Below are 23,744 nucleotides of genomic sequence, written 5' to 3'. Positions count from 1 at the left end.
TCCGGGGGAACATCCGGGCATTTTGGCAGTAAACAGGCAAATCAGGCGGTAATCCCATGACTGAGATGGTCTATGGTTCCATGCCCGAAAGGGTAGTGGAGCCGGTATTTCCTCGTTGGTGGCGCAGTATTGATCGGTGGTCCTTGGCCGCTGTCTTTGCGTTGTTTGGTGTGGGCATTTTGTTGGGGCTGGCGGCCTCGGTGCCGCTTGCACAGCGCAATGGTCTGGATGCGTTTTATTATGTAAAACGCCAAGCATTTTTCGGCGGCATAGGGCTGGCTGTGATGTTGGGCATCTCGATGATGCCACCTGCGATGGTGCGCCGCCTTGGCGTCATCGGATTTTTGGCGGCTTTTGCAGCAATTGCGATGCTGCCGGTTATTGGCACCGATTTTGGCAAAGGGGCTGTTCGCTGGATCAGTTTCGGTTTTGCCAGTGTGCAGCCATCCGAGTTTTTGAAGCCCGGTTTCATTGTTTTGACAGCTTGGCTGATGGCCGCAGCGCAGGATGTGAACGGACCGCAGGGCAAGTCGATGTCATTTCTGATTACGTTCATCGTCGTGTTGTTGTTGGCGTTGCAGCCTGATTTCGGGCAGGCGGCTTTGGTTATTTTTGGCTGGTCGGTGGTGTACTTCATCGCTGGTGCACCGATGGTTCTGATTGCTTCGGTTTTGGGGTTGGTCGGTGCAGGGGCGATGTTTGCGTATAACGCGTCCGAGCATTTTGCCCGCCGGATCAACGGCTTTTTATCGCCAGAGATCGACCCACGTACCCAGATCGGCTATGCGACCAACGCCATTCAGGAAGGCGGGTTCTTTGGGGTCGGCGTGGGGGAGGGGCAAGTGAAATGGTCGCTGCCCGATGCCCATACCGATTTTATCATTGCTGTTGCCGCCGAGGAATACGGGTTGCTGTTGGTGCTGTGCATCATCGCGCTTTATACCACAATTGTTGTGCGCTCGTTGTTCCGGCTGATGCGCGAACGTGATCCGTTTATCCGGCTGGCGGGGGCAGGGCTTGCCTGCATTTTCGCTGTGCAGGCGATGGTGAACATGGGGGTGGCGGTGCGGCTTTTGCCCTCTAAGGGGATGACCTTACCCTTTGTCAGCTATGGCGGATCTTCGGTGATTGCGGCGGGGATTACGCTGGGCATGTTGCTGGCGCTGACGCGGACGCGCCCGCAGGGGCAAATTGGTGAAATCTTGTTCCGGCGGGGTCGCTGATGGGGCCGTTGTTGCTGATCGCTGCGGGTGGCACCGGGGGGCATATGTTTCCCGCGCAGGCCTTGGCCGAGGCGATGGTGGCGCGCGGCTGGCGGGTCAAGCTGTCAACCGATGCACGCGGTGCGCGCTATGCGGGTGGTTTTCCGCGTGAGGTGGTGATCGAGCAGGTTGCCTCGGCCACCTTTGCGCGCGGTGGGGTGTTGGCCAAGGCATTGGTGCCGTTTCGCATTGCGGGTGGTGTCATTGGCGCGGCTTTGGGGATGTTGCGTGACAAGCCTGCTGTGGTGGTTGGGTTTGGCGGCTATCCGTCGATTCCGGCGCTGACAGCGGCGACTGTGTTGCGCCGCCCGCGGATGATTCATGAACAAAACGGCGTTTTGGGCCGTGTGAACCAGATTTTTGCTGCCCGTGTGATGGCGGTGGCCTGTGGCACTTGGCCGACGAACCTGCCCGAAGGCGTGACCGGCACTTATACTGGCAACCCAGTGCGTGGCGCGGTGCTGGAACGGGCAGGGGCGGGTTATATTCCGCCCGGTGATTACCCGATGTCTTTGGTTGTGATCGGCGGTAGCCAAGGCGCGCGGATTTTGTCAGATGTGGTGCCTGCCGCTGTGGCGGCTTTGCCTGACAGTTTGCGCGCGAATTTGCGGGTGGCGCATCAGGCACGGGCCGAGGATCTGGACCGTGTGATCGCGGCCTATGATGCCGCCGGAATCAACGCCGATGTGCAGCCGTTTTTCACCGATATTCCGCGCCGTCTGTCCGAGGCGCAGCTGGTTATTTCGCGGTCGGGGGCGTCTTCGGTGGCCGATATTTCGGTAATCGGGCGGCCGGCTATCCTTATTCCATATGCTGCCGCGACGGGCGACCATCAAACCGCCAACGCCCGTGGGTTGGTCGATGGTCAAGCCGCCGTGCTGATCCCTGAAAAAGCGTTGGATGCGGAAACGCTGGCCACGCATATGGCCGCCATTTTTGAAAACCCGCAAGCCGCCATGACCATGTCACGCAATGCCGTGGCGCATGGCCGTGCCGATGCGACCGACCGTCTTGTTGAACTTGTCGAAAGCCTGACAGAAAGGGCCCCGCTATGAATTCCGTCACCAAACTTCCCGTTGAACTTGGGCCGATCCATTTTGTCGGCATCGGGGGGATTGGCATGTCTGGTATCGCCGAAGTTTTGATGACTTTGGGTTACCGCGTGCAGGGTTCGGATGCGAAAACGTCAAAAATTACCGACCGTTTGGCCGAGTTGGGGGCCGAGATTTTTGAGGGCCAGCGGGCTGAAAACATCGGTGATGCGGCTGTGGTTGTCGTGTCAACCGCGATCAAAAAGGGCAACCCCGAGTTGGAAGAAGCCCGTCGCAAAGGCCTGCCCGTGGTGCGCCGCGCCGAGATGCTGGCCGAGCTGATGCGGATGCGGTCGAACATTGCGATTGGTGGCACGCATGGCAAAACCACGACGACGACGATGGTTGCAACCTTGATGGACAAAGGCGGATTTGACCCGACCGTCATTAACGGTGGCGTCATCCATGCTTACGGGTCAAACGCCCGCGCCGGTGCGGGTGAGTGGATGGTGGTGGAAGCCGACGAATCCGATGGCTCGTTCAACCGTTTGCCTGCGACTATTGCGATTGTCACCAATATCGACCCCGAGCATATGGAGCATTGGCACAGCTTTGACGCGCTGCGCAAAGGCTTCCTTGATTTCGTGTCGAATATTCCGTTTTACGGTTTGGCCGTGTGCTGCACCGACCACCCCGAGGTGCAAACCTTGGTTGGTAAAATTACCGATCGCCGTGTTGTGACTTTTGGCTTTAACGCGCAGGCCGATGTGCGGGCGATCAACCTGACCTATGAAAACGGCGTGGCGCATTTTGATGTGGCGCTGCAAGGCGAAAGCCCTGATGCCGATGGTAACCCTGTGGTGATTGAGGGCTGCACTTTGCCGATGCCGGGCGATCATAACGTGTCAAACGCGTTGTCGGCAATTGCAGTGTGCCGTTTTCTTGGTATGAAGAAGTCAGAAATCCGCGAGGCGCTGGCCGCATTTGGCGGTGTTAACCGCCGCTTTACCCGCGTGGGTGAGGTGAACGGCGTGACAATTATCGACGATTACGGCCACCACCCTGTTGAGATTGCAGCCGTGTTGAAAGCCGCGCGTCAGGCCACCAAAGGCCGCGTGATAGCGGTGCATCAACCGCACCGTTATTCGCGCCTGTCCAGCCTGATGGATGATTTCTGCACTTGTTTTAATGAGGCTGATGTCGTCGCGATTGCCGAGGTTTATGGCGCGGGCGAAGACCCCATTCCTGGTGCATCGCGCGACGATCTGGTCGCAGGGCTGATCGCCCACGGCCACCGCCACGCCCGCGCGATTATGGATGAAGGCGACCTTGCGCGATTGGTGCGTGAACAGGCGCGGCCCGGCGATATGGTGGTTTGCCTTGGCGCCGGTACAATTTCGGCTTGGGCCAATAATTTGCCAAGTCTGTTGCAGGGGCCTGCGGCATGACGGCGGCGTTGACCGCAGCATTGATCTGGCTGGTTGCGGCCAATGTGACCGGTTTTATACCAAGCCGGGATTACCATTGGCGTGCCGCTTATGCGTTGATCGCTGTGGGCATTCCGATTTTGGGCTGGGTTACTTGGGTCAACGGCCCGATTGTCGGGCTGATCATTTTTGCTATGGGGGCATCGGTTTTGCGCTGGCCCTTGGTGTATTTCTGGCGCTGGATGAAAGCCAAAGTCGCCAATCCGGCCGAGTGACGGCGCCTATCGACAGGTTTTTGCCGATCCTTCAGCCTTTGCGCTTGAAACGCTTGCCGAAATCTAGTGCTGGCGTTACCAAGCGGTCATGACCCAAAATATGCCCAGTTCTATGCCCCCCGTGCGCGGCACGCTTACCCCAAACCGTGCCTTGGCCGATCTGACATGGCTGCGCGTCGGCGGCCCTGCTGATTGGCTGTTCCAACCTGCCGATGCTCAGGATCTGGCCGATTTTCTGGCCGCGCTTGACCCGTCGGTCGCTGTGTTCCCGATGGGCGTTGGCTCTAACCTGATTGTGCGGGATGGCGGGTTGCGGGCTGTTGTTGTGCGGCTTGGCCGTGGCTTTAATGCTATAGAAGTTCAAGAGGGCAGGGTTGTCGCCGGGGCCGCTGCGCTGGATGCCCATGTCGCGCGCAAAGCGGCGGATGCGGGGCTGGATTTGACATTTTTGCGCACCATTCCGGGCGCAGTTGGTGGCGCAGTTCGGATGAACGCGGGGTGCTATGGTCACTACGTTGCCGATGTTTTGCAAGATATTCAGATCGTCACGCGTGATGGACATCTGGAAACCGTTTCTGCGGCAGCGCTAGATCTGCGCTATCGCCAATCGAGCCTGCCTGAAGGCGCCGTCATTATCTCGGCCACATTCCGTGCGCCAAGCGGCGACCCACAAACATTGCACGATAAGATGGCCGAGCAAATCGCCAAGCGTGATGCCAGCCAACCGACACGCGATCGCAGCGCAGGGTCTACCTTTCGCAATCCGGCCGGATTTTCCTCGACCGGCCGCGCCGATGACAGCCATGAGTTAAAGGCGTGGAAAGTGATTGATGATGCCGGTATGCGCGGTGCAACCCGTGGCGGCGCACAGATGAGCCCTATGCATTCCAACTTTATGATCAATATAGGTGGCGCAACTGCCGCAGATTTAGAAGAATTGGGTGAAGAGGTACGAAATAGGGTTTTCGAACACAGTAAGATTACGTTAGAGTGGGAAATCAAGCGGGTCGGCGAAAGGCTTGCTGAAAAACAATAATATGGGCCGCAAAAGGCCTTGAGGCAGTAAATATGGCTGGCATGTCGCGTAAGGCAGCCTCCAGGGTGGTCGTTTTGATGGGTGGCCCTTCCGCAGAGCGGGAGGTGTCGTTATCTTCTGGGCGTGAATGCGCGACGGCTCTGACGGAGGCAGGATTTCAGGTGGTTCCGGTTGATGCCGGGCCAGACCTTGTTGCACGTTTGACCGAAATCAAGCCCGATGTTGTGTTTAATGCCTTGCATGGCCGCTGGGGTGAAGATGGCTGCGTCCAGGGCATGTTGGAATGGTTGCGCATTCCCTATACGCATTCCGGTGTTTTGGCTTCGGCTTTGGCAATGGATAAGGAAAAATCCAAAGCGGCGTTTCGTGCGGCAGGTTTGCCGGTGGTGGCCAGCGTTCTGGCCGCGAAAGCCGATGTTGCCGCCCGCCATGTCCTGCCGCCGCCCTATGTGGTCAAGCCGAATAACGAGGGCTCTTCGGTCGGCGTTTATATTGTGCATGAAGCAGCCAATGCCCCGCCCCAGCTGTCGGCCGAGATGCCGGATGTGGTGATGGTTGAAACCTATGCGCCGGGGCGAGAGTTGACGACAACCGTGTTGGGCGACCGCGCGCTGACGGTCACCGACATTATCGTTGATGGCTGGTACGATTATCATGCCAAGTATTCGGTCGGCGGCTCTCGTCATGTGGTGCCTGCCGATATTCCGGCTGATATTTTCAAGGCGTGTCAGGATTATGCGCTGCGGGCGCATAACGCGTTGGGGTGCCGCGGGTTGTCGCGCACCGATTTCCGTTGGGATGCTGCGCGCGGGCTTGCGGGCCTGATTATTCTGGAAACCAACACCCAGCCCGGCATGACGCCAACGTCGCTGGCGCCTGAACAGGCAGCAGCTATGGGAATGTCCTTTCCCGATCTGTGCCGCTGGATTGTGGAGGATGCGTCATGCAACCGCTAGTCGCGACACGTTATGATGCAAAATATGCGCCCCGCAAAGCATCACATCATTCTGCGCCGCCCCATCACAGTGCAAAGCGCGTTGCCTCGGCCCCGCGCCGCGATCCTGCACCAAGCCGTATCGCATATCGGCTGCAACGCCTTTGGCTGACACCATTCGTGCGTACTGCGTTGCGCGTAGGGCTGCCTGCTTTTGTGGTCACTTTTGGCCTTGGCCTTTATTTGGCCGATCAAGAGCGCCGTGAAAGCATCGCGTCGATCTATACCGACTTGCGCGAAACGGTGAAAAACCGGCCCGAGTTTATCGTAAAGCTGTTGGCGATTGATGGCGCGTCGCCTGATTTGGCCGAGGCCGTGCGCTCGACGCTTGCTTTGCCTTTGCCGCAAAGTTCGCTTGATCTGGATCTAGAGGCGGCGCGCGCGAAAATTGCCCAGCTGACTGCGGTTGCAGATGTGAATGTACAGGTGCAATCGGGCGGCGTTTTGCAGGTTTCCATCCAAGAGCGCGAGCCTGCCTTTGTTTGGCGCAATGGTGCCGGAACCTGGTTGATTGACAAAACCGGCATGCGGGTCGCGGAAATCACGGATCGCAACGATCGTGACGATTTGCCACTTGTCGCGGGCGAGGGGGCCGATAAGGCGATTGCAGAGGCGCAGCAAATATTAACCTCGATCGGGCCACTTTCGCCGCGTTTGCGCGGGTTGGTTCGGATGGGTGACCGCCGCTGGGATGTCGTCTTGGACCGCAATCAACGCATTCTGCTACCAGTCGATCAACCTGTTGTCGCGCTTGAACGTCTTATCGCCCTGGATCAGGCCCAAGATCTTTTGGCCCGGGATGTTGTTGCCGTCGATCTACGCCTGCAGCGCCGACCATCTTTGCGCCTTGCCCCTTATTCATTAGCTGAAATGCGCCGCGCACGTGGCATTATTCCTGCGGAGAGCGACCTATGAAGGATCTCTATCAAACCCAGCGCGCCATGCGCAACATTCGCCGTGCAGCCATGCAGCGCGGTGTTATCGCGATTTTGGATATCGGCTCCAGTAAAGTGGGCTGCCTGATTTTGCGGCTCGAAAACGCCTCGGGCGCGCGTGAGGTTGATGGCGTGGGGTCAATGGCTGGCCAATCCTCGTTCCGGGTGATCGGGGCAGCGACAACCCGGTCGCGAGGCGTGCGGTTGGGTGAAATTGCGGTGATGAACGAGACCGAGAGCGCCATTCGCACCGCGGTGCAGTCGGCGCAGAAAATGGCCGGCGTGCGGGTCGATCATGTAATTGCCTGTTTTTCGGGGGCCGAGCCGCGCAGCTACGGGCTGGCCGGCGATTGGGATTTGCAGGACAGTATAGTAACCGAGCAAGACGTGGCGCAGGTTCTGGCGTCATGCGATGTGCCCGATGTGGGCGAGGGGCGTGAGGTATTGCACGCCCAGCCGGTGAACTTTGCGCTGGACCACCGTTCAGGCTTGGGTGATCCGCGTGGCCAGATTGGCAACCGCCTGTCGTGCGACTTGCATATGATGACGGTTGATGCCGCAGTGGTGCAAAACCTGATCTATTGCCTGAAACGCTGTGATCTTGAAATGGCTGGCATGGCGTCGTCGGCCTATGTTTCCGGCATTTCGTCGCTGGTCGAGGATGAGCAAGAGTTGGGGGCTGCCTGTATCGATTTGGGCGGCGGCTCGACCGGCATTTCCGTGTTTATGAAAAAGCACATGATCTATGCCGACAGCGTGCGCATGGGCGGTGACCATGTAACCTCTGATATTTCCAAAGGGCTTCAGGTGCCTTTGACAACCGCCGAGCGGATCAAGACCAAGTTTGGCGGCGTGCATGCAACAGGCATGGACGACCGTGAGATGATTGAAATTGGTGGCGACAGCGGTGATTGGGAAAAAGACCGCCGTCAAGTCAGCCGCACCGAGGTGATCGGGATCATGCGCCCACGCGTCGAAGAGATTTTGGAAGAGGCCCGCGCCCGGCTGGATGCCGCCGGCTTTGACCATTTGCCAAGCCAGCAAATCGTGCTGACGGGTGGCGCAAGCCAGATTCCGGGGCTTGATGGTTTGGCGGCTCGCATTCTTGGGCAACGGGTCCGGCTTGGTCGGCCTTTGCGGGTGCAGGGCTTGCCGCAAGCTGCAACAGGACCTGCGTTTTCCTCGGCTGTGGGGCTGTGCCTGTTCGCGGCTAACCCGCAAGATGAATGGTGGGATTTCGATATTCCGACCGAACGCTATCCTGCGCGGTCTTTGAAACGTGCCATGAAATGGTTCAAGGAAAACTGGTAACCACAATATCCGGCAATATTAACGAAATCGCGTGAAAACGGCAGAAATTCGCCCATATTTTGTGGTGCGGCGATGTTTTTTTCGTGACCTTTGCCTTGGTAATGTCTAAGATTTGTGAAATAGCGGGACTGAAAGCGCCATCTTAAGGCGCAGGGACACTTTTAGGCAGGCGGATTGGCAATGACACTTAATCTTTTGATGACATCGCAGCGCGAAGAACTGAAACCACGGATTACCGTGTTCGGGGTTGGTGGGGCCGGCGGCAACGCGGTCAACAACATGATCGACCAGCAGCTTGAAGGTGTTGAGTTCGTGGTTGCCAACACCGATGCACAGGCTTTGCAGCAAAGCCGTGCGCCATCGACCATTCAGATGGGTTTGAAAGTGACCGAAGGTTTGGGGGCTGGTGCGCGTCCGTCTGTCGGGGCTGCTGCCGCCGAAGAAACCATCGAGGAAATTGTTGACCATCTTGCGGGTGCACATATGTGCTTTATCACCGCGGGCATGGGGGGCGGTACCGGTACAGGTGCGGCCCCGATCATCGCGCAAGCCGCGCGTGAGCTGGGCGTTCTGACGGTAGGTGTTGTGACCAAGCCGTTCCAGTTCGAAGGCAACAAGCGTATGAAGCAGGCCGAAGAAGGCATTGAGGCGCTGCAAAAAGTTGTCGACACGCTTATCATCATTCCGAACCAGAACCTGTTCCGTCTGGCGAATGAGCGCACGACCTTTACCGAAGCTTTCGCTATGGCCGACGACGTGCTGTATCAGGGCGTAAAAGGCGTGACCGACCTTATGGTTCGTCCGGGCCTTATCAACCTCGACTTTGCTGATGTTCGCGCCGTGATGGACGAAATGGGCAAGGCGATGATGGGCACTGGCGAGGCTGAGGGCGATGATCGCGCAGTTCAGGCCGCTGAAAAGGCTATTGCCAACCCGCTGCTGGATGAAATCAGCCTGCATGGCGCTAAAGGTGTGTTGATCAACATCACCGGCGGCTATGACCTGACGCTGTTTGAATTGGATGAAGCCGCGAATATCATCCGCGAAAAAGTCGATCCGGATGCAAATATTATCGTCGGCTCGACGCTTGATACCTCGATGGAGGGGCGGCTGCGCGTCTCGGTCGTTGCAACTGGTATTGATGCCGCAGTCACAGCGCATGAAAACCCTGTTGCACGTCGGTCAATCGCTGCTCCTTTGCCAACGGCCAGCTTTGTCGCACCTGAACCGGTTGCCGAGGCGCCGCGCGCGCCGTTGAAGGTCTCTTCTGCGACCGTTACCCAACCGGCACCGCAACAGCAGCGCCCTGCACCAGTTCATGCCGAACCTGCGCTGAACCTGTTTGATCGCCCTGCCGCAGCTTCTTACGAAGAAGAAGCGGCGAGCGATGATTTGCCGCCGCCGGCCTATCGTGCACAACCCGCCCCGCAGCCGCGTGCAATGACGGCTGCGTTGGATGCCGATGCGTCCGAATTTGTGGCACCGCGGCCGCGTGCAACAGGCACGCCTTCGCCCGAGGCGCTGGCCCGTTTGCAAGCCGCAGTTTCCAAAACGCCATCGCAGCAGCAACGCCCGATGGGCCAACATGCGCCGCAACCGGCTGCACGTCAGGCTGCCCCGGCCGAGGCTCCGCGCCCTCGGTTTGGTATCGGTTCCCTGATCAACCGGATGGCAGGCCATGGTGAAGGCCATGCCGAACGCCCTGCTGGTCAGCCCCAACTCGCGCGGCAACAGCCGCCCGTTAGCACCTATGACGACGAGCCAGAGATGAATGCCGATCAAGAACGGATTGAGATTCCGGCATTTTTGCGGCGTCAGGCGAATTAACTGTTCAAATATATCTATCGTAAGGCCCGCTTCGGCGGGCCTTTTTGTTAATAAAATCAATAACTTGCGTCTCTATAGGCGGGCTTTTGCAGGCTGATTCCTGATTTGTAACAGAAGGTCACAAAGCGTGAGTTGTTGCTGCTGCAGCATCCGACTATTTAAAATGCACTGAAAGCGCGCATTGGTTTTAGTGGCCTTCGGTCCAAGATGCCCGTGACAGTCAATGACACAAATGAAACGACCTGAGGTAAAATCATGCAACACACACTGAAGTCCAATGCGACCTTCGTGGGCAACGGGCTGCACAGCGGCAAGCCGGTTTGTATGGTGGTAAAGCCAGCCTCGGCCGATTATGGCATTTGGTTTCGTCGCGTTGATGTCGAGGCCGGCGATCCGATGATTGCCGCCCGCTGGGATGCCGTCGTGCCGTCGCGCCTTTGCACCTTGGTCAAGAATGATGCGGGCCACAGCGTTTCAACCATCGAACATATCATGGCTGCACTTGCGGGTTGTGGCATTCACAACGCGCTTATCGAAATTGACGGCCCCGAGGTTCCTATTCTCGACGGCTCTGCGCGGCCCTTCGTCGCGGGGCTGCTGGCCAAGGGCATCCGCACGCAAAGCGTACCAGTTCGCGCGATCCGTATTCTGGAAACCGTTGAAGTGCGTGATGGCGAAGCCGTAGCACGGCTAGAGCCTTCGGATATGCTGGAAATCGATTTTTCTATCGACTTTGAAGATGCGGCCATCGGGCGGCAGGAAAAGTCGCTTAACATGTCAAACGGCGCATTCGTGCGTGAATTGTGCGATAGCCGCACTTTCTGCCGTCAGGCCGATGTTGATGCAATGCGCGCCAACGGCCTTGCGCTGGGTGGCAATCTGGAAAACGCCGTGGTGTTCGAAGGCAATCTGGTTCTTTCGCCGGGCGGCTTGCGCCATGCAGACGAACCGGTGCGCCACAAAATGTTGGACGCTTTGGGTGACCTCGCCTTGGCTGGTGGACCGATTCTTGGCCGCTATACCGGGCAGCGGGCGGGTCATGCGATGACAAACCGGTTGCTGCGTGCCCTATTTGCGCGCCCTGACGCGTGGGAATTCGTAGAATGCGGTTTGCCAACAGGGCAAAAGCTTCCGGGTGTGGGCGTTTTACGCTCAGATATTCCAGTTCATTGCTAAGCTGACCCCAAAAAGGGTGAAAGGCGTTTTGCGCACCAGATTATTCTGTGCTAGGACTTACCAAACCCGTCCCGAAGTGGTCGGAATTTGCAGGAATATGGGGTAGGCGGAAGATGGCAGGCGTTAAGTCACGCGCACGGTTCATATGGGCAGCGCTGGTCATTGCGGGCCTTGCTGGCTGCGGCAACAGCAATCAGGATCAGGTTCCACTGGAAAGTCTGACCGCAGAACAGATTTATAAAAAGGGCGAGCAGTCTCTTGCGTCGGATGCAAAACCGGCGCAGGCGATTCGCTATTTCTCTGAGGTCGAGCGCCTTTACCCCTATTCGGAATGGGCAAAGCGGTCGCTGATCATGCAGGCTTTCAGCCAGCACAAAGCGAAAGCCTATGAAGAAGCGCGTGCCTCGGCGCAGCGCTATCTTGATCTTTATCCGGCCGAGGAAGATGCTGCCTATGCGCAGTATCTGCTGGCCTTGTCCTATTATGATCAAATCGATGAGGTGGGCCGCGATCAGGGCCTTACCTTCCAAGCGCTGCAAGCCATGCGCGAGGTTATCGAGAAATACCCTGACAGCGAGTATGCCCGCTCGGCAATGCTGAAATTTGATCTGGCGTTTGACCATCTGGCCGCCAAGGAAATGGAAATCGGGCGTTACTACCTGAAAAAAGGGCAGTACACCGCTGCCATCAACCGTTTCCGTGTTGTGGTGCAAGATTTCCAGACCACCTCGCATACGCCTGAGGCGCTGCACCGGTTGGTTGAGGCCTATCTTGCGCTTGGCCTGACGGATGAGGCGCAAACGGCTGGCGCAATTCTTGGCCACAACTTCCAGTCTAGCCCGTTCTATGATGACAGCCACCGCCTGCTAACGGGCCGCGGCTTGTCGATGGAGGCGCAGGGCAAAAGCTGGCTCAGCAACGTTTATGCTCAGGTTGTTCAGGGCAAGTGGTTGTAAGGTGCGCATTTTGCGTGTGGGTGGCTGTTGATGCTGCGCTCGTTAGAGATTCGCGATCTGTTAATCATTGACCGGCTGGACCTAGCGTTCCAGCCGGGTCTTAACGTGCTGACCGGCGAAACCGGCGCAGGCAAATCTATTTTGCTGGATGCATTGGGGTTTGTTCTGGGGTGGCGTGGTCGGGCCGAGCTGGTGCGGGCAGGGGCCGAACAAGGCGAAGTAACGGCTGTTTTTGACCTGACCCCAGATCACCCTGCGCGGGCCGTTCTGGCCGAAGCCGGAATTTCGGCGGATGAAGAACTGATTTTGCGCCGGATCAACACCTCGGATGGTCGTAAAACCGCTTGGGTCAATGACCGTCGTGCCAGCGGCGAGGTGCTGCGTGCGCTGTCGGAAACGCTGGTGGAATTGCACGGCCAGCATGATGACCGCGGCTTGCTTAATCCGCGCGGCCATCGCCAGATCCTCGATGCTTTTGCCGGTGTTAACCTGACGCGCGTGCGGGAGGCGTGGACGGCGCTGTCTGCGGCGCGGCGGGCAAAGGCACGGGCCGAAGAGATGCTTGCCGCTGCCCGCGTTGAAGAAGAATACCTGCGCCATGCCGTTGCCGAGCTGGATAAGTTGAACCCAGAGCCGGGCGAAGAGGCCACGCTTGATGCCCGCCGCCGCGCCATGCAAGGGGCGGAAAAAATCCGCGCCGACATTGCCCGCGCCCACGCCGCCTTGTCTGATCAGGGGGCCGAAGGCGTGCTGATCGATGCCCTGCGCTGGCTGGAAGGCGCCGCCGACCGTGCAGATGGGCGCCTTGAACGGGCGATCGCTGCTTTGGGCCGCGTGATGGTCGAGTTGGGCGAGGCGCAATCTGGCGTAGAGGATTGCCTTTCCGCCTTGGATTTCAACCCGTTAGAGCTGGAACAACTGGAAGAACGCCTGTTTGCCATTCGGGCCTTGGCGCGCAAACACAATGTTCTGGCCGATGATCTGGGCAGTTTTGCCGATGATTTGCGGAACCGTTTGGCAGTGATTGATGGCGGTGCAGGCAATCTCGCGGCGCTGGATCAGGCTTTGGCCGAGGCTGAAACCACCTACCGCCGCAATGCCGATGCGCTGACCGTTGCCCGCAAAGCCGCGGCCAAGCGTCTGGATATTGCAATGGCTGCCGAACTTGCCCCGCTTAAGATGGAGCGTGCGGTTTTCTCAACCGCGATTAGCCCTACAGAAGACGGTCCGGAGGGCACGGATGAGGTGGCCTTTACCGTAGCCACCAACCCCGGTGCGCCCGCAGGCCCGCTGAACAAAATTGCCTCGGGGGGCGAGCTTTCGCGCTTTTTACTGGCGCTAAAGGTTTGCTTGACCGGCGACACACCCGGCCTGACGATGATTTTTGATGAGATCGACCGTGGTGTCGGCGGTGCCACTGCCGATGCTGTTGGGCGCAGGTTGGCAGCGCTTGCCAGCACAGCGCAGGTGCTGGTTGTAACCCATTCACCACAGGTTGCGGCGCTTGGGGCGCATCATTGGCGGGTCGAGAAAAAAGTGGCCAAAGGCATGACCACATCAACGGTCACCTCGCTTGGCGCCGAGCACCGGATTGAGGAAATTGCCCGGATGCTGGCCGGCGATACCATCACCCCCGCCGCCCGTGACGCCGCGCGCGCTTTGCTTGGCTAAAATACGTCTGCGCTAAACCTGCATTACCCCTCGACGGTTGAAAACTGCACGGTAATTGCTTGCCAACCGCCTGATCTTGCGACCAAAACAGCGATCAACATGGCCCCCATGCGCCCAAGATCACGGCCCGCCGCGTCGACCAATCCGGATAGAACAAAGCGTTGTTGCAACACAGCTGCACCTGGCCCCAGCGGGCGCAGACGCATTTTTCCAGTCACAAGGCGTGATTGGCTGAACATGCCTGAAAGCTCGTCGCGCAAAAGCGTTTGAACCGCGCGTCGCCCTTCGGCCCATCCGCCGGTCAGGCTCAGCATATCCGCATCCTCGGCCAGCAATGCTGCAATTCCTGCAGCGTCGCGGGCACCCCAAGCTTTGGCGAAAGCGCGTGGGAACTCTTCGGCGGATTCGGGTATCATTTTTGTCGCACCATTTTCCCAGGGTTCATCAGGTTGTCTGGGTCCAGTGCATGTTTCAGCTGCCCCATCACCCCCCACGCTTCGCCGTGTTCGGCGACCATATAGCCCAATTTACCACTTCCGATACCATGTTCGCCCGTGATCGTTCCGCCCAAGCGCAAAGCGCGTTCGATCATCTGCGCCGAAAGGCGTTTGGCTGCGGCCAATTCTTGCGGGTTATCTTTGTCTAACAATAGGATGGCATGAAAATTTCCATCCCCGACATGCCCCAAAATCGGCCCCATGATCGGGCTTAGTTCAATCTCGGCGCGGGTCTCTTCGACGGCTTTGGCCAATTGTGAAATTGGAACGCAGACATCTGTCACCAAGGCGGTCGCCCCGGGCCGCAAGGCCAGAATGGCAGGATAAGCATTGTGGCGCATCCGCCAAAGTTTCGTGCGGTCTTCGGCAGCCTGCGCCCAGGTAAATCCCTTGCAACCCCTTTCCTCCGCGATTTCGGCAAATCTTTCGGTTTGTTCCTGAACGGCGTTGGGCGAGCCATGGAACTCGATCAAAAGCTGTGGTTCGGCGGCCAAAGTGGTGCCCGCATAGGCATTGCACGCGGCAACAGCGGTGGAATCCAGAAATTCAATCCGCGCCATCGGGATGCCGCTTTGGATGGTGGCAATGACGCAATCCACCGCGTCAGTGATGGAAGCAAATCCACAAACGGCGGCTGAAATGGCCTCGGGTTGGCCGTGCAAACGCAAGGTCAGCTCGGTCATCAGGCCCAAGGTGCCTTCGGATCCGACGAAAAGCGCAGTCAAATCATATCCAGCCGATGATTTTGGCGCCGCGCTGCCCGTACGGATCACCCGCCCATCGGCCAGCACGACCTCTAGCCCCAAAACGTTGTCGCGCATTGTGCCATAGCGCACAGTGGTCGTGCCACTGGCCCTTGTGGCCGCCATGCCACCAAGTGTTGCATTCGCGCCGGGATCTACCGGAAAGAACAGACCCGTGGCCCGCAAACCCGCATTCAGGGCCTCGCGCGTGATGCCCGGCTGCACCACGCACAGCATATCCTCGGGGTGAACCGCCAAAATCTGGTTCATTCTGGTAAAATCGATCATCACGCCGCCATTCAGCGCCAAGGCGTGCCCTTCGAGCGAAGTTCCGGCGCCGCGCCCCACCATCGGCACGCCGTTTTCGGCGCAAAGCCGCGCGATCATCGCAACTTCATCACGGGTTTCGGGAAAGACGACAGCATCAGGCAACCCGCCTGAGATATGGGTTTCAGACTGGCCGTAATGCGCCAAAGCAGACGCAGCCTGACTAAAGCGCGGGCCGAGCCTTAGGGCCAATTCGGCAAGGGTGGTTTCAAGGGTCATGCAGCCTCCGGCGATTTCACCCTTTGGTAAACCAAGGCGCAGGGCAGGGAAAGCTAAGGTTTCAACGCGGCCAAAGCGGGGGCCAAATCGCCGTAACCCGTGTACCGCCGCTCATAGGCAAGCCCGAGCCGCGCGGCGCAGGCCTCGGCCTTGGCATCTAGCGCGGGATCATTGGTTTGGGCCTGATAGACCAGCTTGGTATAATTGCCGAAATACATGTCGCGCAGTTCAGGGTGCCGGTCGAGGCCCATGGGCTTCCAGACGAAGGCATCGAACTGGCGCACCAGAAAATCGGTCAGATAAAAGGCCGTAAACTCTTGGTCTGCCTTCGAGGCGAAGGCTTCGTTACCTTCAAAAAACGAATAACAGTGCGGGCCAGAGACCATCTCTACCCCCAATTTCTTGCACATATCGAACAATAACCCGCCTGTGCCGCAGTCGGCATAGACCACAAATATGTCTGCATAATTGCTGCGATGTTCTGTGACGGATTTTTCAACCGCTGCCGGAATACGGTCGGGCCATAGGTGAAGGTTGGCAGGCAGGCATTGCAGATCAAGGTGATCCCAGTTGTTCATAGCTTTGAGTGCAAGAATTTCGTGGGCCAAAGCGCCGCACGCGATCAGCAAAATGCGGCCCTCACCGCGTGGCGACAGACCGGTTTGGGTTAGGGTGATGTCATCGGGTTTTGCGGTCATCTTCGTGTCATCCAAATCTGCAAGGCAAGAGAGGCGGCGGCGAAAACCACGCCGAGCAGGGCAATGGGCAGGCCCAACGTTTGGGCCGCGAGAATTGTCAATCCAGCCGCGACGATGGAAATCAGTATGAGGTAGACAAAAACGCGGGCGGGCATGGGAGCCTCTTTCAATGCGATGGGTTAAACCTAAGTCTGGCCCGCAAGAATGCCAAGCTGTGAACACGGCGGATTGATCGGGAAAAACGGCATCGGCTCTGGTTGACGGATTCAAACTGATGTCTAAGTTCGGGGCAAGTGAATTCAGGAGATAAAGCAATGACGGACTATACCCCCCCAAAGGTTTGGACATGGGACACGCAAAATGGTGGTCAGTTCGCCAGCATTAACCGGCCCATCGCAGGGGCGACCCATGACAAAGAGTTGCCGGTGGGCAAGCATCCTTTGCAGCTTTATTCGCTGGCGACGCCGAACGGGGTCAAAGTGACCGTGATGCTGGAAGAGTTGCTGGCGGCGGGACATAAGGGGGCGGAATATGATGCCTGGCCGATCAGGATTGGTGATGGTGAGCAGTTCGGCTCTGGTTTCGTCAAACTAAACCCGAATTCCAAAATCCCCGCCTTGATGGACCATTCAGGCAGCGCGCCGGTGCGGGTGTTCGAATCCGGTGCGATTTTGCTGCACCTGGCCGAGAAATTCGGGGCCTTCATTCCGCAAGGGGCGGGCAGAGTGGAATGCCTGAACTGGCTGTTCTGGCAGATGGGTTCGGCCCCGTATCTGGGCGGTGGTTTCGGGCATTTCTATGCCTATGCGCCGGAAAAATTCCAGTACCCGATTGATCGCTTCACGATGGAGGCGAAACGGCAGTTTGATGTTTTGGACCGTCAGCTGGTGGAAAATGAATATATTGCCGGTGATAGCTATTCTATCGCGGATATTGCGATTTGGTCCTGGTATGGGCAGGTGGCCCTCGGCTGGGTTTATGATGCCGCGGAATTTCTGGATACGGCCTCTTATAAAAACGTGATGAAATGGGCCGAAAAGATTGCCGCGCGGCCGGCGGTTCAGCGGGGCCGGATGGTAAACCGGACCTTTGGTGCGCCCGAAATGCAGCTGCATGAGCGGCATGATTCGAGCGATTTTGACAACAAAACCCAGGATAAAATCGCAAAATAACGGGCTGTGACCGCGTGCGGACGCTTTTCTAAGCCTTTGATATATAATAGCTATGTTGATTTTGTTTACTCAAAATTAACCGTTGGTCGCGCGACAGTGCAAAGCTGCCGCGCGACCACATGCCACCCGCCGTTGCGATGGGTGCTTTACATATATACATATTTGAATATAAATATCGCCAGATTTTAGCAAAAGGACAGCCGGATGTCGGTTTGGATGTATGTATTGGGTGCTGCGGCGGTTGCGGCTGTGGTGGTCGTAGGGCTTGGCACGTTTGGCGGGGCGAGCGCCGAAAATGTGACGCTTGAGGCGCCTTCGGGCGCGGGCCTTGTGGCAGATAAGACCATGCTTTTGGTTGATATTCGCACGCCTGCCGAGTGGAAGGAAACCGGCGTGGTAGAGGGTGCGCTTTTGGTAACCTATTCCACGCCCGATGCCTTTGTGGCGGCGGTAAAGCCGTATTTGAAGCCGGGGCAGCGGCTGGGGCTGATTTGCCGGTCAGGCAACCGGTCCAGCCGGGCTGCGCAGCAGGTGGCGCCTTTGGTCAAAGGGCAGATCGTGGACATTGCAGGCGGTATGGGCCGCATTCTGGGGCAGGGCTATAGGCCGGTGCGCCCGACCCGCAAACAAGGCTGCGCAAGCTGCTAAGGGCGTTTGCGCCGCGAGATAAAGCGTTTCGACTTAAACCTGAATCACATAACGCTGCCTGAAATCAAAGATTTCAACGCGTTATGCGATGTGATCTGGGTCAAGTTAAAGTCGAAACGCTATAGCAAAACGATGCGCGCCTGATAAACGTAAAAAGCCCCGGCGGGTGCCGGGGCTTTCTATTCGGGATTGGCCGGGTATCAGGCGCGTGCTTGGTTATGCTTGCGCGAGACCAGAGATTTGGCGGTTTCAACGGCCACAGCAGCGTCACGGCAATAGGCATCTGCGCCGATTGCCTTGGCAAATTCTTCGTTCAGCGGTGCGCCGCCAACCATAACGATATAGTCATCGCGCATGCCTTTTTCTTTCAGCGTGTCGATCACGACTTTCATGTAAGGCATGGTGGTGGTGAGCAGCGCCGACATGCCGAGGATGTCAGGGGTTTCGGCCTCTAGCGCCTCAAGATAAGCATCGACCGAGTTGTTGATGCCAAGATCGCGCACCTCAAAACCCGCGCCTTCCATCATCATGCCGACAAGGTTTTTGCCGATATCGTGGATGTCGCCTTTGACGGTGCCGATAACCATTTTGCCCATGCGCGGCGCGCCGGTGGCAATCAGCAGCGGCTTTAGAATGGCCATGCCGCCTTTCATTGCGTTGGCGGCCAGCAGAACCTCGGGCACGAACAGAATGCCATCGCGGAAATCGGCGCCGACGATCGTCATGCCGGCAACAAGCGCCTTGGTCAGGGCGTCATAGGGGGCCCAGCCGCGTTCGATCAGGATGTTAACACCCTCTTCGATTTCTTCGCGCAGGCCATCGTAAAGGTCGTCATGCATCTGCAAGACGAGTTCGTCATCGGAAAGGTCGGATAGGATGATTTCGTCGTCAGACATTTGATGCTCCTGCGCGGTTGTAATTTGTTGAATGATCGCAAAGGGGCGAGGCCACTTTTCGGTTTGCGACACTGGTAAGGTGAAAGCCGACAAGATGCAATTCTGTGTAGCGATTTGCTGGCATTTGTTCGCTATTTGTTCTAATGTGATTTTATGACGCAGTTTCAGGATGAGATCGGGACGGTTGCGCGCGGGGTGCGTGTGCGGGCGCGGGGCGTGGCCTCGAACGCTGTGGGGCGGTTTGAGGCGACGACGCGGGTGGCTGTAGAAGACGGCTGGGCGATTGAGGAAGAGGCGCAGCTGTTGCAAGCCGAGGTGCGGATTGAGCGGGCGCGAACGGCGATCAGCTATAACAAATCGCCGGATTTGCCCTTTGACCGCAGCGTGAACCCGTATCGGGGGTGCGAGCATGGCTGCGCCTATTGCTATGCGCGGCCCAGCCATGCCTATTTGAACCTGTCGCCGGGACTGGATTTTGAGACCAAGCTGATTGCACGGCCGGGAATTGGTGCGGTGCTGGCGGGCGAGTTGCGGGCGCGGCGCTACCGGCCAGAGGTGATTGCGATTGGCACGAACACCGACCCGTACCAGCCGATTGAGCGCGAGCATCGGGTGATGCGTGAGGTGCTGGAGGTGTTGGCGGCGTTTCAGCACCCTGTGGCGATAACCACCAAAGGCGCGTTGATCGAGCGCGATCTGGATATTCTGGGCCCGATGGGGCGGGCGGGATTGGCGCGGGTCGGGGTGTCGATGACCACGCTTGATGCAGGCCTGTCGCGGGCGTTGGAGCCCCGCGCGCCGGCCCCCGCGCGGCGGCTAGAGATGATCCGGCGCTTGTCGGATGCGGGCGTGCCGGTGCGGGTTATGGTGGCGCCGGTAATTCCGGGGCTGACGGACAGCGAGATGGAGCCGATTTTGGCCGCCGCGGCAGAGGCCGGGGCAGTGGCCGCAAGCTGGATTTTGCTGCGGCTGCCGGGCGAGGTGGAGGGGTTGTTTCGCGACTGGCTGGCGGCGCATGCGCCGGGGCGGGCGGATAAGGTTTTGGCGCGATTGGCGGAGCTTCATGCCGGTGCGGTTTATGATGCAGAGTTCGGTACGCGGATGCGGGGCAAAGGGGTTTGGGCGTCCCTGATGGCAAAGCGATTCGAGCTGGCGCTGGGGCGATTGGGGCTGGCGTTGCAATTGGCGCCGTTGCGCTGGGATTTGTTTGCGCCGCCCCCACGGATTGGCGATCAGATGCTCCTGTTCTAGGGGGCGCGGGCAGAGCCTTCGGCGAGGATATTTGGGGATAGATGATGCGGTAGGCGATCAATGGGGGCGGGGTGTTTGAATGCCGCCGCTGTCGGGCAGGTTTTTGGGGAGGGCTGCTTTATGGGGGATTTGGCAGGCTGTGATGGTAAAGTCTGCAGTTTTGGGGAAGGAATGGCTGTGTTTATGCTGCGGGCAGGCGTTTGAAGGTTTGGCCTGCCCGGCCGTTTATGGGTTGCAAGCCGAATGCTGGCTAACCGTGGTGCACCCGCTTTGGGAAAAGCGGATAGCAGGAATATGGCAGTGCGCTGCGGCCCCGGTGTTAGCCGCGACGGCCGCCGCGGCGTTCGCGTTTTGGCGCGTCAGATGTGTCGCCAGTGCCGTCCGAGGCCGAGGAAAACCCGCCCAAGGTTTCCGAGATCTGTTCGAGCGTGGGGCGCGGGCCTTTGGGGCGCGATTCGAGAGCGGCGCGCATGGCTTTCAGGTGCTCGGGCATGGTGCCACAGCAGCCGCCGATGATTTTCACACCGGCATCGCGCGCCAGAACGGCGTATTCGGCCATCAGCTCAGGGGTGCCATCATAGTGGATGTGGCCGTCATGGTATTTCGGGATGCCTGCATTGCCCTTGGCAATGAGCGGGCGTTCGGAACCTTGGGCCGCAAAGCCGAGCATGGTGCGCATCAGATCCGAGGCGCCGACGCCGCAATTGGCGCCGAAGGCGAGGGGGGGATAGTCGAGTTTGTTGACCAATTCGACCATCGCGGCCGAGGTGGTGCCCATCATGGTGCGGCCGGCGGTGTCAAAGCTCATGGTGCCACACCATGGCATGCCTGCAAGCTTGGCGGCCTCGGCGGCGGCACGGTATTCTTCGGGGGCGGAAATGGTTTCGACCCAAAGCACATCTGCGCCGCCGGCTTTGAGCCCTTCGGCCTGTTCGTGGAACATTTCTACGGCGGCGGCGTGGGTGAGCGTGCCCATCGGTTCAAAGATTTCACCGGTTGGGCCCATCGAGCCTGCTACCACAACGGGGCGACCGGCGGTATCGGCCACCTCGCGCGCAATCTCGGCGGCAACGCGGTTCAGTTCCATCACGCGGCCCTGGGCCTGATGCAGTTTCAGACGGCTGGCGTTGCCGCCAAAGCTGTTGGTCAAGAAGATATCCGACCCGGCATCAACCGCGCCTTTGTAGAGTTTACGGATATTGTCGGGCTTGTCCACGTTCCAGAATTCGGGCGGTTCCCCCGATTCGAGACCCATGTTGAACAGGTTGGTTCCCGTCGCGCCATCGGCCAATAGCCAATCGCGGCTGTTCAAAAGCTTTGTCAGTGCATCGGTCATGTTTTTTCCTGCCTTGAGCCAATTGGTGCGGCCGGTCGGGCCGCCACGGGGGGCGGTGGTGGGCGCGCTGGTTAACCTTCATGTGCCACGGCTGACTGGCAGAGGCAATTTTATTCTGGCCAAAACGGGGCCGGGTCGGGCAGAGGCGGGGGATTGTGGATTGCCCGGTAAATCTCGGCGCTGGCGAGGGCGAGGGCCGGCAAGCTAGGCGCGGCGATGTAGAGCGGTTGCCACTGTGGCGCAAAGGCGCTTTTGAACTGGCAGAGGCCATCGCCGGTTCGGGTAAGTCGGCGCAACCACGCGGGCAGGCGCGGCGCCGCAGCGAGAGACAGGCGCGCGATGCCTTGGTCGCGGGCAACGTGCAGGGCGTGGGCGACCAGCGCGTAATTGGTGCCATCGGGCGTTTCGCGGCGGTGGCGCATCAGATCAAGCGCCCATTCGCGCCCGTTATGATGGAAGCTGACAAAAGCCAGCAGCCTGCCGTTGGAATAGGCGCCAAAGATACGTTGGGTGGAGAGGAGCGAATAGCCGAATCGGCCCATGGAAAAGCCACGCTCGCCGCCAGTATCATTGGCCCATTCTTGTGCGATCTCGGTAAGGGTTGGCCAATCGATGGCGGTGATTTCGCAGATGTGAAGGTTGGATTTCTCGACTTTGCGCAGCTTGCGACGCAGGGTTGATTTATCAGGGCCGGATGCGGTGAAGGTAAGTGGATTAAGCCATGCCTCGGCGGCGACGGGTGCGACGCGCCAGCCTGCGCGGCGGGCAGCGCCTGCCAGCCTTGTGCCGCATTTGTACAGGCAGGGCCGCCGGTTACGTGCGCGTGCAACGGCATAAAGTGCTGCCGGAATTCGGGCCATTCGTTTGGGGCCGAAAGCATCAAGTAGTGTTACAGTGAAATGTGAGGTTGTTGCCGTAAGCATCTGGCAATCATCGTGAATGCCAAGAATTGAAAATTGGTTTTGGTGGATGAGGCCCGCCTCGGCCGGGGCATTTTCGGCTGTTCTTTGGGGTGGTTTCGGCCGTGGGTCCGGTCGCGGCGGGACGAGGAGTGCGCAAGCGGAAATTACAGCGGGCAAGGCGTAATAGGCCAAGCGAAAGGCCAAAATGCCTGCAATAAGATCGGCTTCGGGCTGGGTTGGCAGGGCGGCAAGCAAGGCCATCTCAAACGCGCCGACGCCCCCTGGCGTACCCGAAACCAAGCCCGCCCCCAAGGCGAGCAGATAGGCGGGCAGCAGCATGGCAAAAGGCAAGGCGATATCTGGCGGGCAGAGGAGCCAAAGGGCGCAGGCGGCTGCCGTGGTATCAATCAGCGTAAAGATAAGGATTTGCCCGAGGGTGAAGATATTGGGCAAGGCTATCTGGCGCCCGAACAAGCGCAGGCGTGGTTGGAGCAAGCACAGCAGGGCCACAAGGCTGCCCCCCGCGCAGGCGGCAAGGGCGGGCATTTTCAGAGGGGCGTCGGGTAGTGCGAGCAGGGTGACGGCTGTGACCATCGACCAGCCGATCAGAAAGGAGAGGGTGACGGCGGCGGAGAGTTTGGTGGCTTGGATCAGCGACAAAGAGGGCAGCATACGCCAGCGCACCAAGGCGCCGGTGATGATGCCAAGGCCAAGGGTTTGACCGAATGCAATGGCCGCGATGCCCGCGTGACGGGCTTTGCGCGGGGCGACACCTGTGCCGATATGGCGATGAAGGCTGGCATCATACCGCCCGATGGCCCAAAAGCTGACGGCGGTAGCGATGAGGGCGAGGGCCCAGTTTGCCACAGGAACATCGGCAAAGGCCCGAGCAACCTCGGCAGTGTTCAGATGTGCCAGACGCTGGCCAAGAAGCCAGAGAAAACCGAGAGTTGCGCTGAATGCCGCGAGAAGCCGCACTGTATGGCGCGGGATTGCCCACGCCTTTCCCCTGTGCAAAACGCGCCCGATTGCTGAGTGTTTCATCTGAACCCTTTGACCACAAACCCGAAGGTCGAGCGTAACGGGCGCTAGGTTCAGATACTCTTAACAGGTCAAATTGAGCAGAGTTTTAGAGTGCCCGAGGTGCAGGCGCC

General features: G+C 58.7%; 22 protein-coding genes. 15 read left to right on the top strand and 7 right to left on the bottom strand.

Features of this window, described 5'->3' with window-relative positions; translation table 11 throughout:
• Positions 1–56 precede the first annotated feature (56 nt).
• The 12 genes from AKU79_RS03960 to recN all read left to right on the top strand — a co-directional run bounded on the left by AKU79_RS03960 (position 57) and on the right by recN (position 13,901).
• Positions 57–1,223, top strand: coding sequence for a peptidoglycan glycosyltransferase FtsW (locus tag AKU79_RS03960; protein ID WP_050522280.1), 1,167 nt, complete (start codon positions 57–59; stop codon positions 1,221–1,223).
• Positions 1,223–2,317, top strand: coding sequence for a UDP-N-acetylglucosamine--N-acetylmuramyl-(pentapeptide) pyrophosphoryl-undecaprenol N-acetylglucosamine transferase (locus AKU79_RS03955; RefSeq protein WP_050522279.1), 1,095 nt, complete (start codon positions 1,223–1,225; stop codon positions 2,315–2,317). Before AKU79_RS03960 ends, AKU79_RS03955 begins: the two co-directional genes overlap by 1 nt.
• On the top strand, positions 2,314–3,741 hold the full coding sequence (gene murC / locus AKU79_RS03950) for a UDP-N-acetylmuramate--L-alanine ligase (RefSeq protein WP_050522278.1): 1,428 nt from the start codon (positions 2,314–2,316) through the stop codon (positions 3,739–3,741). Before AKU79_RS03955 ends, murC begins: the two co-directional genes overlap by 4 nt.
• Positions 3,738–3,995: a DUF2484 family protein gene (locus AKU79_RS03945; RefSeq protein ID WP_050522277.1), complete on the top strand. Its 258-nt coding sequence runs from the start codon at positions 3,738–3,740 to the stop codon at positions 3,993–3,995. Before murC ends, AKU79_RS03945 begins: the two co-directional genes overlap by 4 nt.
• 88 nt (positions 3,996–4,083) lie before the next feature.
• Positions 4,084–5,031 carry a UDP-N-acetylmuramate dehydrogenase gene (murB, locus tag AKU79_RS03940; protein ID WP_082223916.1) on the top strand — a complete coding sequence of 316 codons (948 nt, stop codon included), beginning with the start codon at positions 4,084–4,086 and terminating at the stop codon, positions 5,029–5,031.
• Positions 5,032–5,063: 32 nt separating this feature from the next.
• On the top strand, positions 5,064–5,987 hold the full coding sequence (locus AKU79_RS03935; protein WP_197087225.1) for a D-alanine--D-alanine ligase: 924 nt from the start codon (positions 5,064–5,066) through the stop codon (positions 5,985–5,987).
• Positions 5,975–6,940 (top strand): cell division protein FtsQ/DivIB, encoded by a 966-nt coding sequence (locus tag AKU79_RS03930; protein ID WP_050522276.1) that lies wholly within the window; start codon positions 5,975–5,977, stop codon positions 6,938–6,940. Before AKU79_RS03935 ends, AKU79_RS03930 begins: the two co-directional genes overlap by 13 nt.
• Positions 6,937–8,271 (top strand): cell division protein FtsA, encoded by a 1,335-nt coding sequence (gene ftsA, locus AKU79_RS03925; RefSeq protein ID WP_050522275.1) that lies wholly within the window; start codon positions 6,937–6,939, stop codon positions 8,269–8,271. Before AKU79_RS03930 ends, ftsA begins: the two co-directional genes overlap by 4 nt.
• Before the next feature lie 180 nt (positions 8,272–8,451).
• Positions 8,452–10,098: a cell division protein FtsZ gene (gene ftsZ / locus AKU79_RS03920; RefSeq protein ID WP_050522274.1), complete on the top strand. Its 1,647-nt coding sequence runs from the start codon at positions 8,452–8,454 to the stop codon at positions 10,096–10,098.
• Positions 10,099–10,353: 255 nt separating this feature from the next.
• A complete protein-coding gene (gene lpxC, locus AKU79_RS03915) occupies positions 10,354–11,274 on the top strand; it encodes a UDP-3-O-acyl-N-acetylglucosamine deacetylase (protein WP_050522273.1) in 921 nt (306 codons plus the stop codon).
• A gap of 113 nt (positions 11,275–11,387) precedes the next feature.
• The gene (locus AKU79_RS03910) at positions 11,388–12,230 is read left to right on the top strand and encodes an outer membrane protein assembly factor BamD (RefSeq protein ID WP_050522272.1); all 843 of its coding nucleotides are present in this window, start codon (positions 11,388–11,390) and stop codon (positions 12,228–12,230) included.
• 30 nt (positions 12,231–12,260) lie between these two features.
• A complete protein-coding gene (recN, locus tag AKU79_RS03905) occupies positions 12,261–13,901 on the top strand; it encodes a DNA repair protein RecN (protein WP_050522271.1) in 1,641 nt (546 codons plus the stop codon).
• A 23-nt stretch (positions 13,902–13,924) separates the two neighbouring features.
• Here recN and AKU79_RS03900 read toward each other — a convergent pair whose 3' ends face one another.
• From AKU79_RS03900 to AKU79_RS19195, 4 genes are read right to left on the bottom strand one after another with little or no spacing between them, the layout of a single operon-like run.
• Positions 13,925–14,317: an SgcJ/EcaC family oxidoreductase gene (locus tag AKU79_RS03900; protein WP_050522270.1), complete on the bottom strand. Its 393-nt coding sequence runs from the start codon at positions 14,315–14,317 to the stop codon at positions 13,925–13,927.
• Positions 14,314–15,687, bottom strand: coding sequence for an FAD-binding oxidoreductase (locus AKU79_RS03895; protein ID WP_050522269.1), 1,374 nt, complete (start codon positions 15,685–15,687; stop codon positions 14,314–14,316). The genes AKU79_RS03900 and AKU79_RS03895 overlap by 4 nt, the downstream gene beginning before the upstream one ends.
• Before the next feature lie 53 nt (positions 15,688–15,740).
• Entirely contained in the window at positions 15,741–16,385 is a 645-nt protein-coding gene (locus tag AKU79_RS03890) for a DUF1638 domain-containing protein (RefSeq protein WP_050522268.1), read from the bottom strand.
• The gene (locus AKU79_RS19195; protein ID WP_156209463.1) at positions 16,382–16,540 is read right to left on the bottom strand and encodes a hypothetical protein; all 159 of its coding nucleotides are present in this window, start codon (positions 16,538–16,540) and stop codon (positions 16,382–16,384) included. Before AKU79_RS19195 ends, AKU79_RS03890 begins: the two co-directional genes overlap by 4 nt.
• A gap of 159 nt (positions 16,541–16,699) precedes the next feature.
• Between AKU79_RS19195 and yghU the strand changes: the two genes are divergently transcribed.
• Entirely contained in the window at positions 16,700–17,557 is an 858-nt protein-coding gene (gene yghU, locus AKU79_RS03885) for a glutathione-dependent disulfide-bond oxidoreductase (protein WP_050522267.1), read from the top strand.
• A gap of 204 nt (positions 17,558–17,761) precedes the next feature.
• Positions 17,762–18,205: a rhodanese-like domain-containing protein gene (locus AKU79_RS03880; protein WP_231580096.1), complete on the top strand. Its 444-nt coding sequence runs from the start codon at positions 17,762–17,764 to the stop codon at positions 18,203–18,205.
• Positions 18,206–18,405: 200 nt separating this feature from the next.
• On the opposite strand, the gene AKU79_RS03875 is transcribed toward AKU79_RS03880, so the two are convergent.
• The gene (locus tag AKU79_RS03875) at positions 18,406–19,101 is read right to left on the bottom strand and encodes a corrinoid protein (protein ID WP_050522300.1); all 696 of its coding nucleotides are present in this window, start codon (positions 19,099–19,101) and stop codon (positions 18,406–18,408) included.
• Positions 19,102–19,254: 153 nt separating this feature from the next.
• Here AKU79_RS03875 and AKU79_RS03870 point away from each other — a divergent pair, with 153 nt between their 5' ends.
• On the top strand, positions 19,255–20,352 hold the full coding sequence (locus AKU79_RS03870) for a PA0069 family radical SAM protein (protein ID WP_050522266.1): 1,098 nt from the start codon (positions 19,255–19,257) through the stop codon (positions 20,350–20,352).
• Between the two features lie 319 nt (positions 20,353–20,671).
• Here the strand turns inward: AKU79_RS03870 and bmt are convergent, their stop codons facing one another.
• Both bmt and AKU79_RS03860 read right to left on the bottom strand, forming a co-directional pair.
• A complete protein-coding gene (gene bmt, locus AKU79_RS03865; protein ID WP_050522265.1) occupies positions 20,672–21,688 on the bottom strand; it encodes a betaine--homocysteine S-methyltransferase in 1,017 nt (338 codons plus the stop codon).
• 110 nt (positions 21,689–21,798) lie between these two features.
• On the bottom strand, positions 21,799–23,634 hold the full coding sequence (locus AKU79_RS03860; protein ID WP_082223915.1) for a phosphatidylglycerol lysyltransferase domain-containing protein: 1,836 nt from the start codon (positions 23,632–23,634) through the stop codon (positions 21,799–21,801).
• Positions 23,635–23,744 lie beyond the last annotated feature (110 nt).

The organism is Pseudorhodobacter wandonensis (assembly GCF_001202035.1).
In the GTDB taxonomy this organism is placed as follows: Bacteria; Pseudomonadota; Alphaproteobacteria; order Rhodobacterales; family Rhodobacteraceae; genus Pseudorhodobacter; species Pseudorhodobacter wandonensis.
The sequence above is the reverse complement of the archived record's forward strand: the minus strand, read 5'-3'. Positions and strand labels throughout refer to the sequence as shown.

What these genes read in the sequence shown, in the direction of transcription:
- AKU79_RS03960 (WP_050522280.1), top strand. Translation starts at nt 57, where the DNA reads ATGACTGAGATGGTCTATGGTTCCATGCCCGAAAGGGTAGTGGAGCCG.
- AKU79_RS03955 (WP_050522279.1), top strand. Translation starts at nt 1,223, where the DNA reads ATGGGGCCGTTGTTGCTGATCGCTGCGGGTGGCACCGGGGGGCATATG.
- murC (WP_050522278.1), top strand. Translation starts at nt 2,314, where the DNA reads ATGAATTCCGTCACCAAACTTCCCGTTGAACTTGGGCCGATCCATTTT.
- AKU79_RS03945 (WP_050522277.1), top strand. Translation starts at nt 3,738, where the DNA reads ATGACGGCGGCGTTGACCGCAGCATTGATCTGGCTGGTTGCGGCCAAT.
- murB (WP_082223916.1), top strand. Translation starts at nt 4,084, where the DNA reads ATGACCCAAAATATGCCCAGTTCTATGCCCCCCGTGCGCGGCACGCTT.
- AKU79_RS03935 (WP_197087225.1), top strand. Translation starts at nt 5,064, where the DNA reads ATGGCTGGCATGTCGCGTAAGGCAGCCTCCAGGGTGGTCGTTTTGATG.
- AKU79_RS03930 (WP_050522276.1), top strand. Translation starts at nt 5,975, where the DNA reads ATGCAACCGCTAGTCGCGACACGTTATGATGCAAAATATGCGCCCCGC.
- ftsA (WP_050522275.1), top strand. Translation starts at nt 6,937, where the DNA reads ATGAAGGATCTCTATCAAACCCAGCGCGCCATGCGCAACATTCGCCGT.
- ftsZ (WP_050522274.1), top strand. Translation starts at nt 8,452, where the DNA reads ATGACACTTAATCTTTTGATGACATCGCAGCGCGAAGAACTGAAACCA.
- lpxC (WP_050522273.1), top strand. Translation starts at nt 10,354, where the DNA reads ATGCAACACACACTGAAGTCCAATGCGACCTTCGTGGGCAACGGGCTG.
- AKU79_RS03910 (WP_050522272.1), top strand. Translation starts at nt 11,388, where the DNA reads ATGGCAGGCGTTAAGTCACGCGCACGGTTCATATGGGCAGCGCTGGTC.
- recN (WP_050522271.1), top strand. Translation starts at nt 12,261, where the DNA reads ATGCTGCGCTCGTTAGAGATTCGCGATCTGTTAATCATTGACCGGCTG.
- AKU79_RS03900 (WP_050522270.1), bottom strand. Translation starts at nt 14,317, where the DNA reads ATGATACCCGAATCCGCCGAAGAGTTCCCACGCGCTTTCGCCAAAGCT.
- AKU79_RS03895 (WP_050522269.1), bottom strand. Translation starts at nt 15,687, where the DNA reads ATGACCCTTGAAACCACCCTTGCCGAATTGGCCCTAAGGCTCGGCCCG.
- AKU79_RS03890 (WP_050522268.1), bottom strand. Translation starts at nt 16,385, where the DNA reads ATGACCGCAAAACCCGATGACATCACCCTAACCCAAACCGGTCTGTCG.
- AKU79_RS19195 (WP_156209463.1), bottom strand. Translation starts at nt 16,540, where the DNA reads ATGCCCGCCCGCGTTTTTGTCTACCTCATACTGATTTCCATCGTCGCG.
- yghU (WP_050522267.1), top strand. Translation starts at nt 16,700, where the DNA reads ATGACGGACTATACCCCCCCAAAGGTTTGGACATGGGACACGCAAAAT.
- AKU79_RS03880 (WP_231580096.1), top strand. Translation starts at nt 17,762, where the DNA reads ATGTCGGTTTGGATGTATGTATTGGGTGCTGCGGCGGTTGCGGCTGTG.
- AKU79_RS03875 (WP_050522300.1), bottom strand. Translation starts at nt 19,101, where the DNA reads ATGTCTGACGACGAAATCATCCTATCCGACCTTTCCGATGACGAACTC.
- AKU79_RS03870 (WP_050522266.1), top strand. Translation starts at nt 19,255, where the DNA reads ATGACGCAGTTTCAGGATGAGATCGGGACGGTTGCGCGCGGGGTGCGT.
- bmt (WP_050522265.1), bottom strand. Translation starts at nt 21,688, where the DNA reads ATGACCGATGCACTGACAAAGCTTTTGAACAGCCGCGATTGGCTATTG.
- AKU79_RS03860 (WP_082223915.1), bottom strand. Translation starts at nt 23,634, where the DNA reads ATGAAACACTCAGCAATCGGGCGCGTTTTGCACAGGGGAAAGGCGTGG.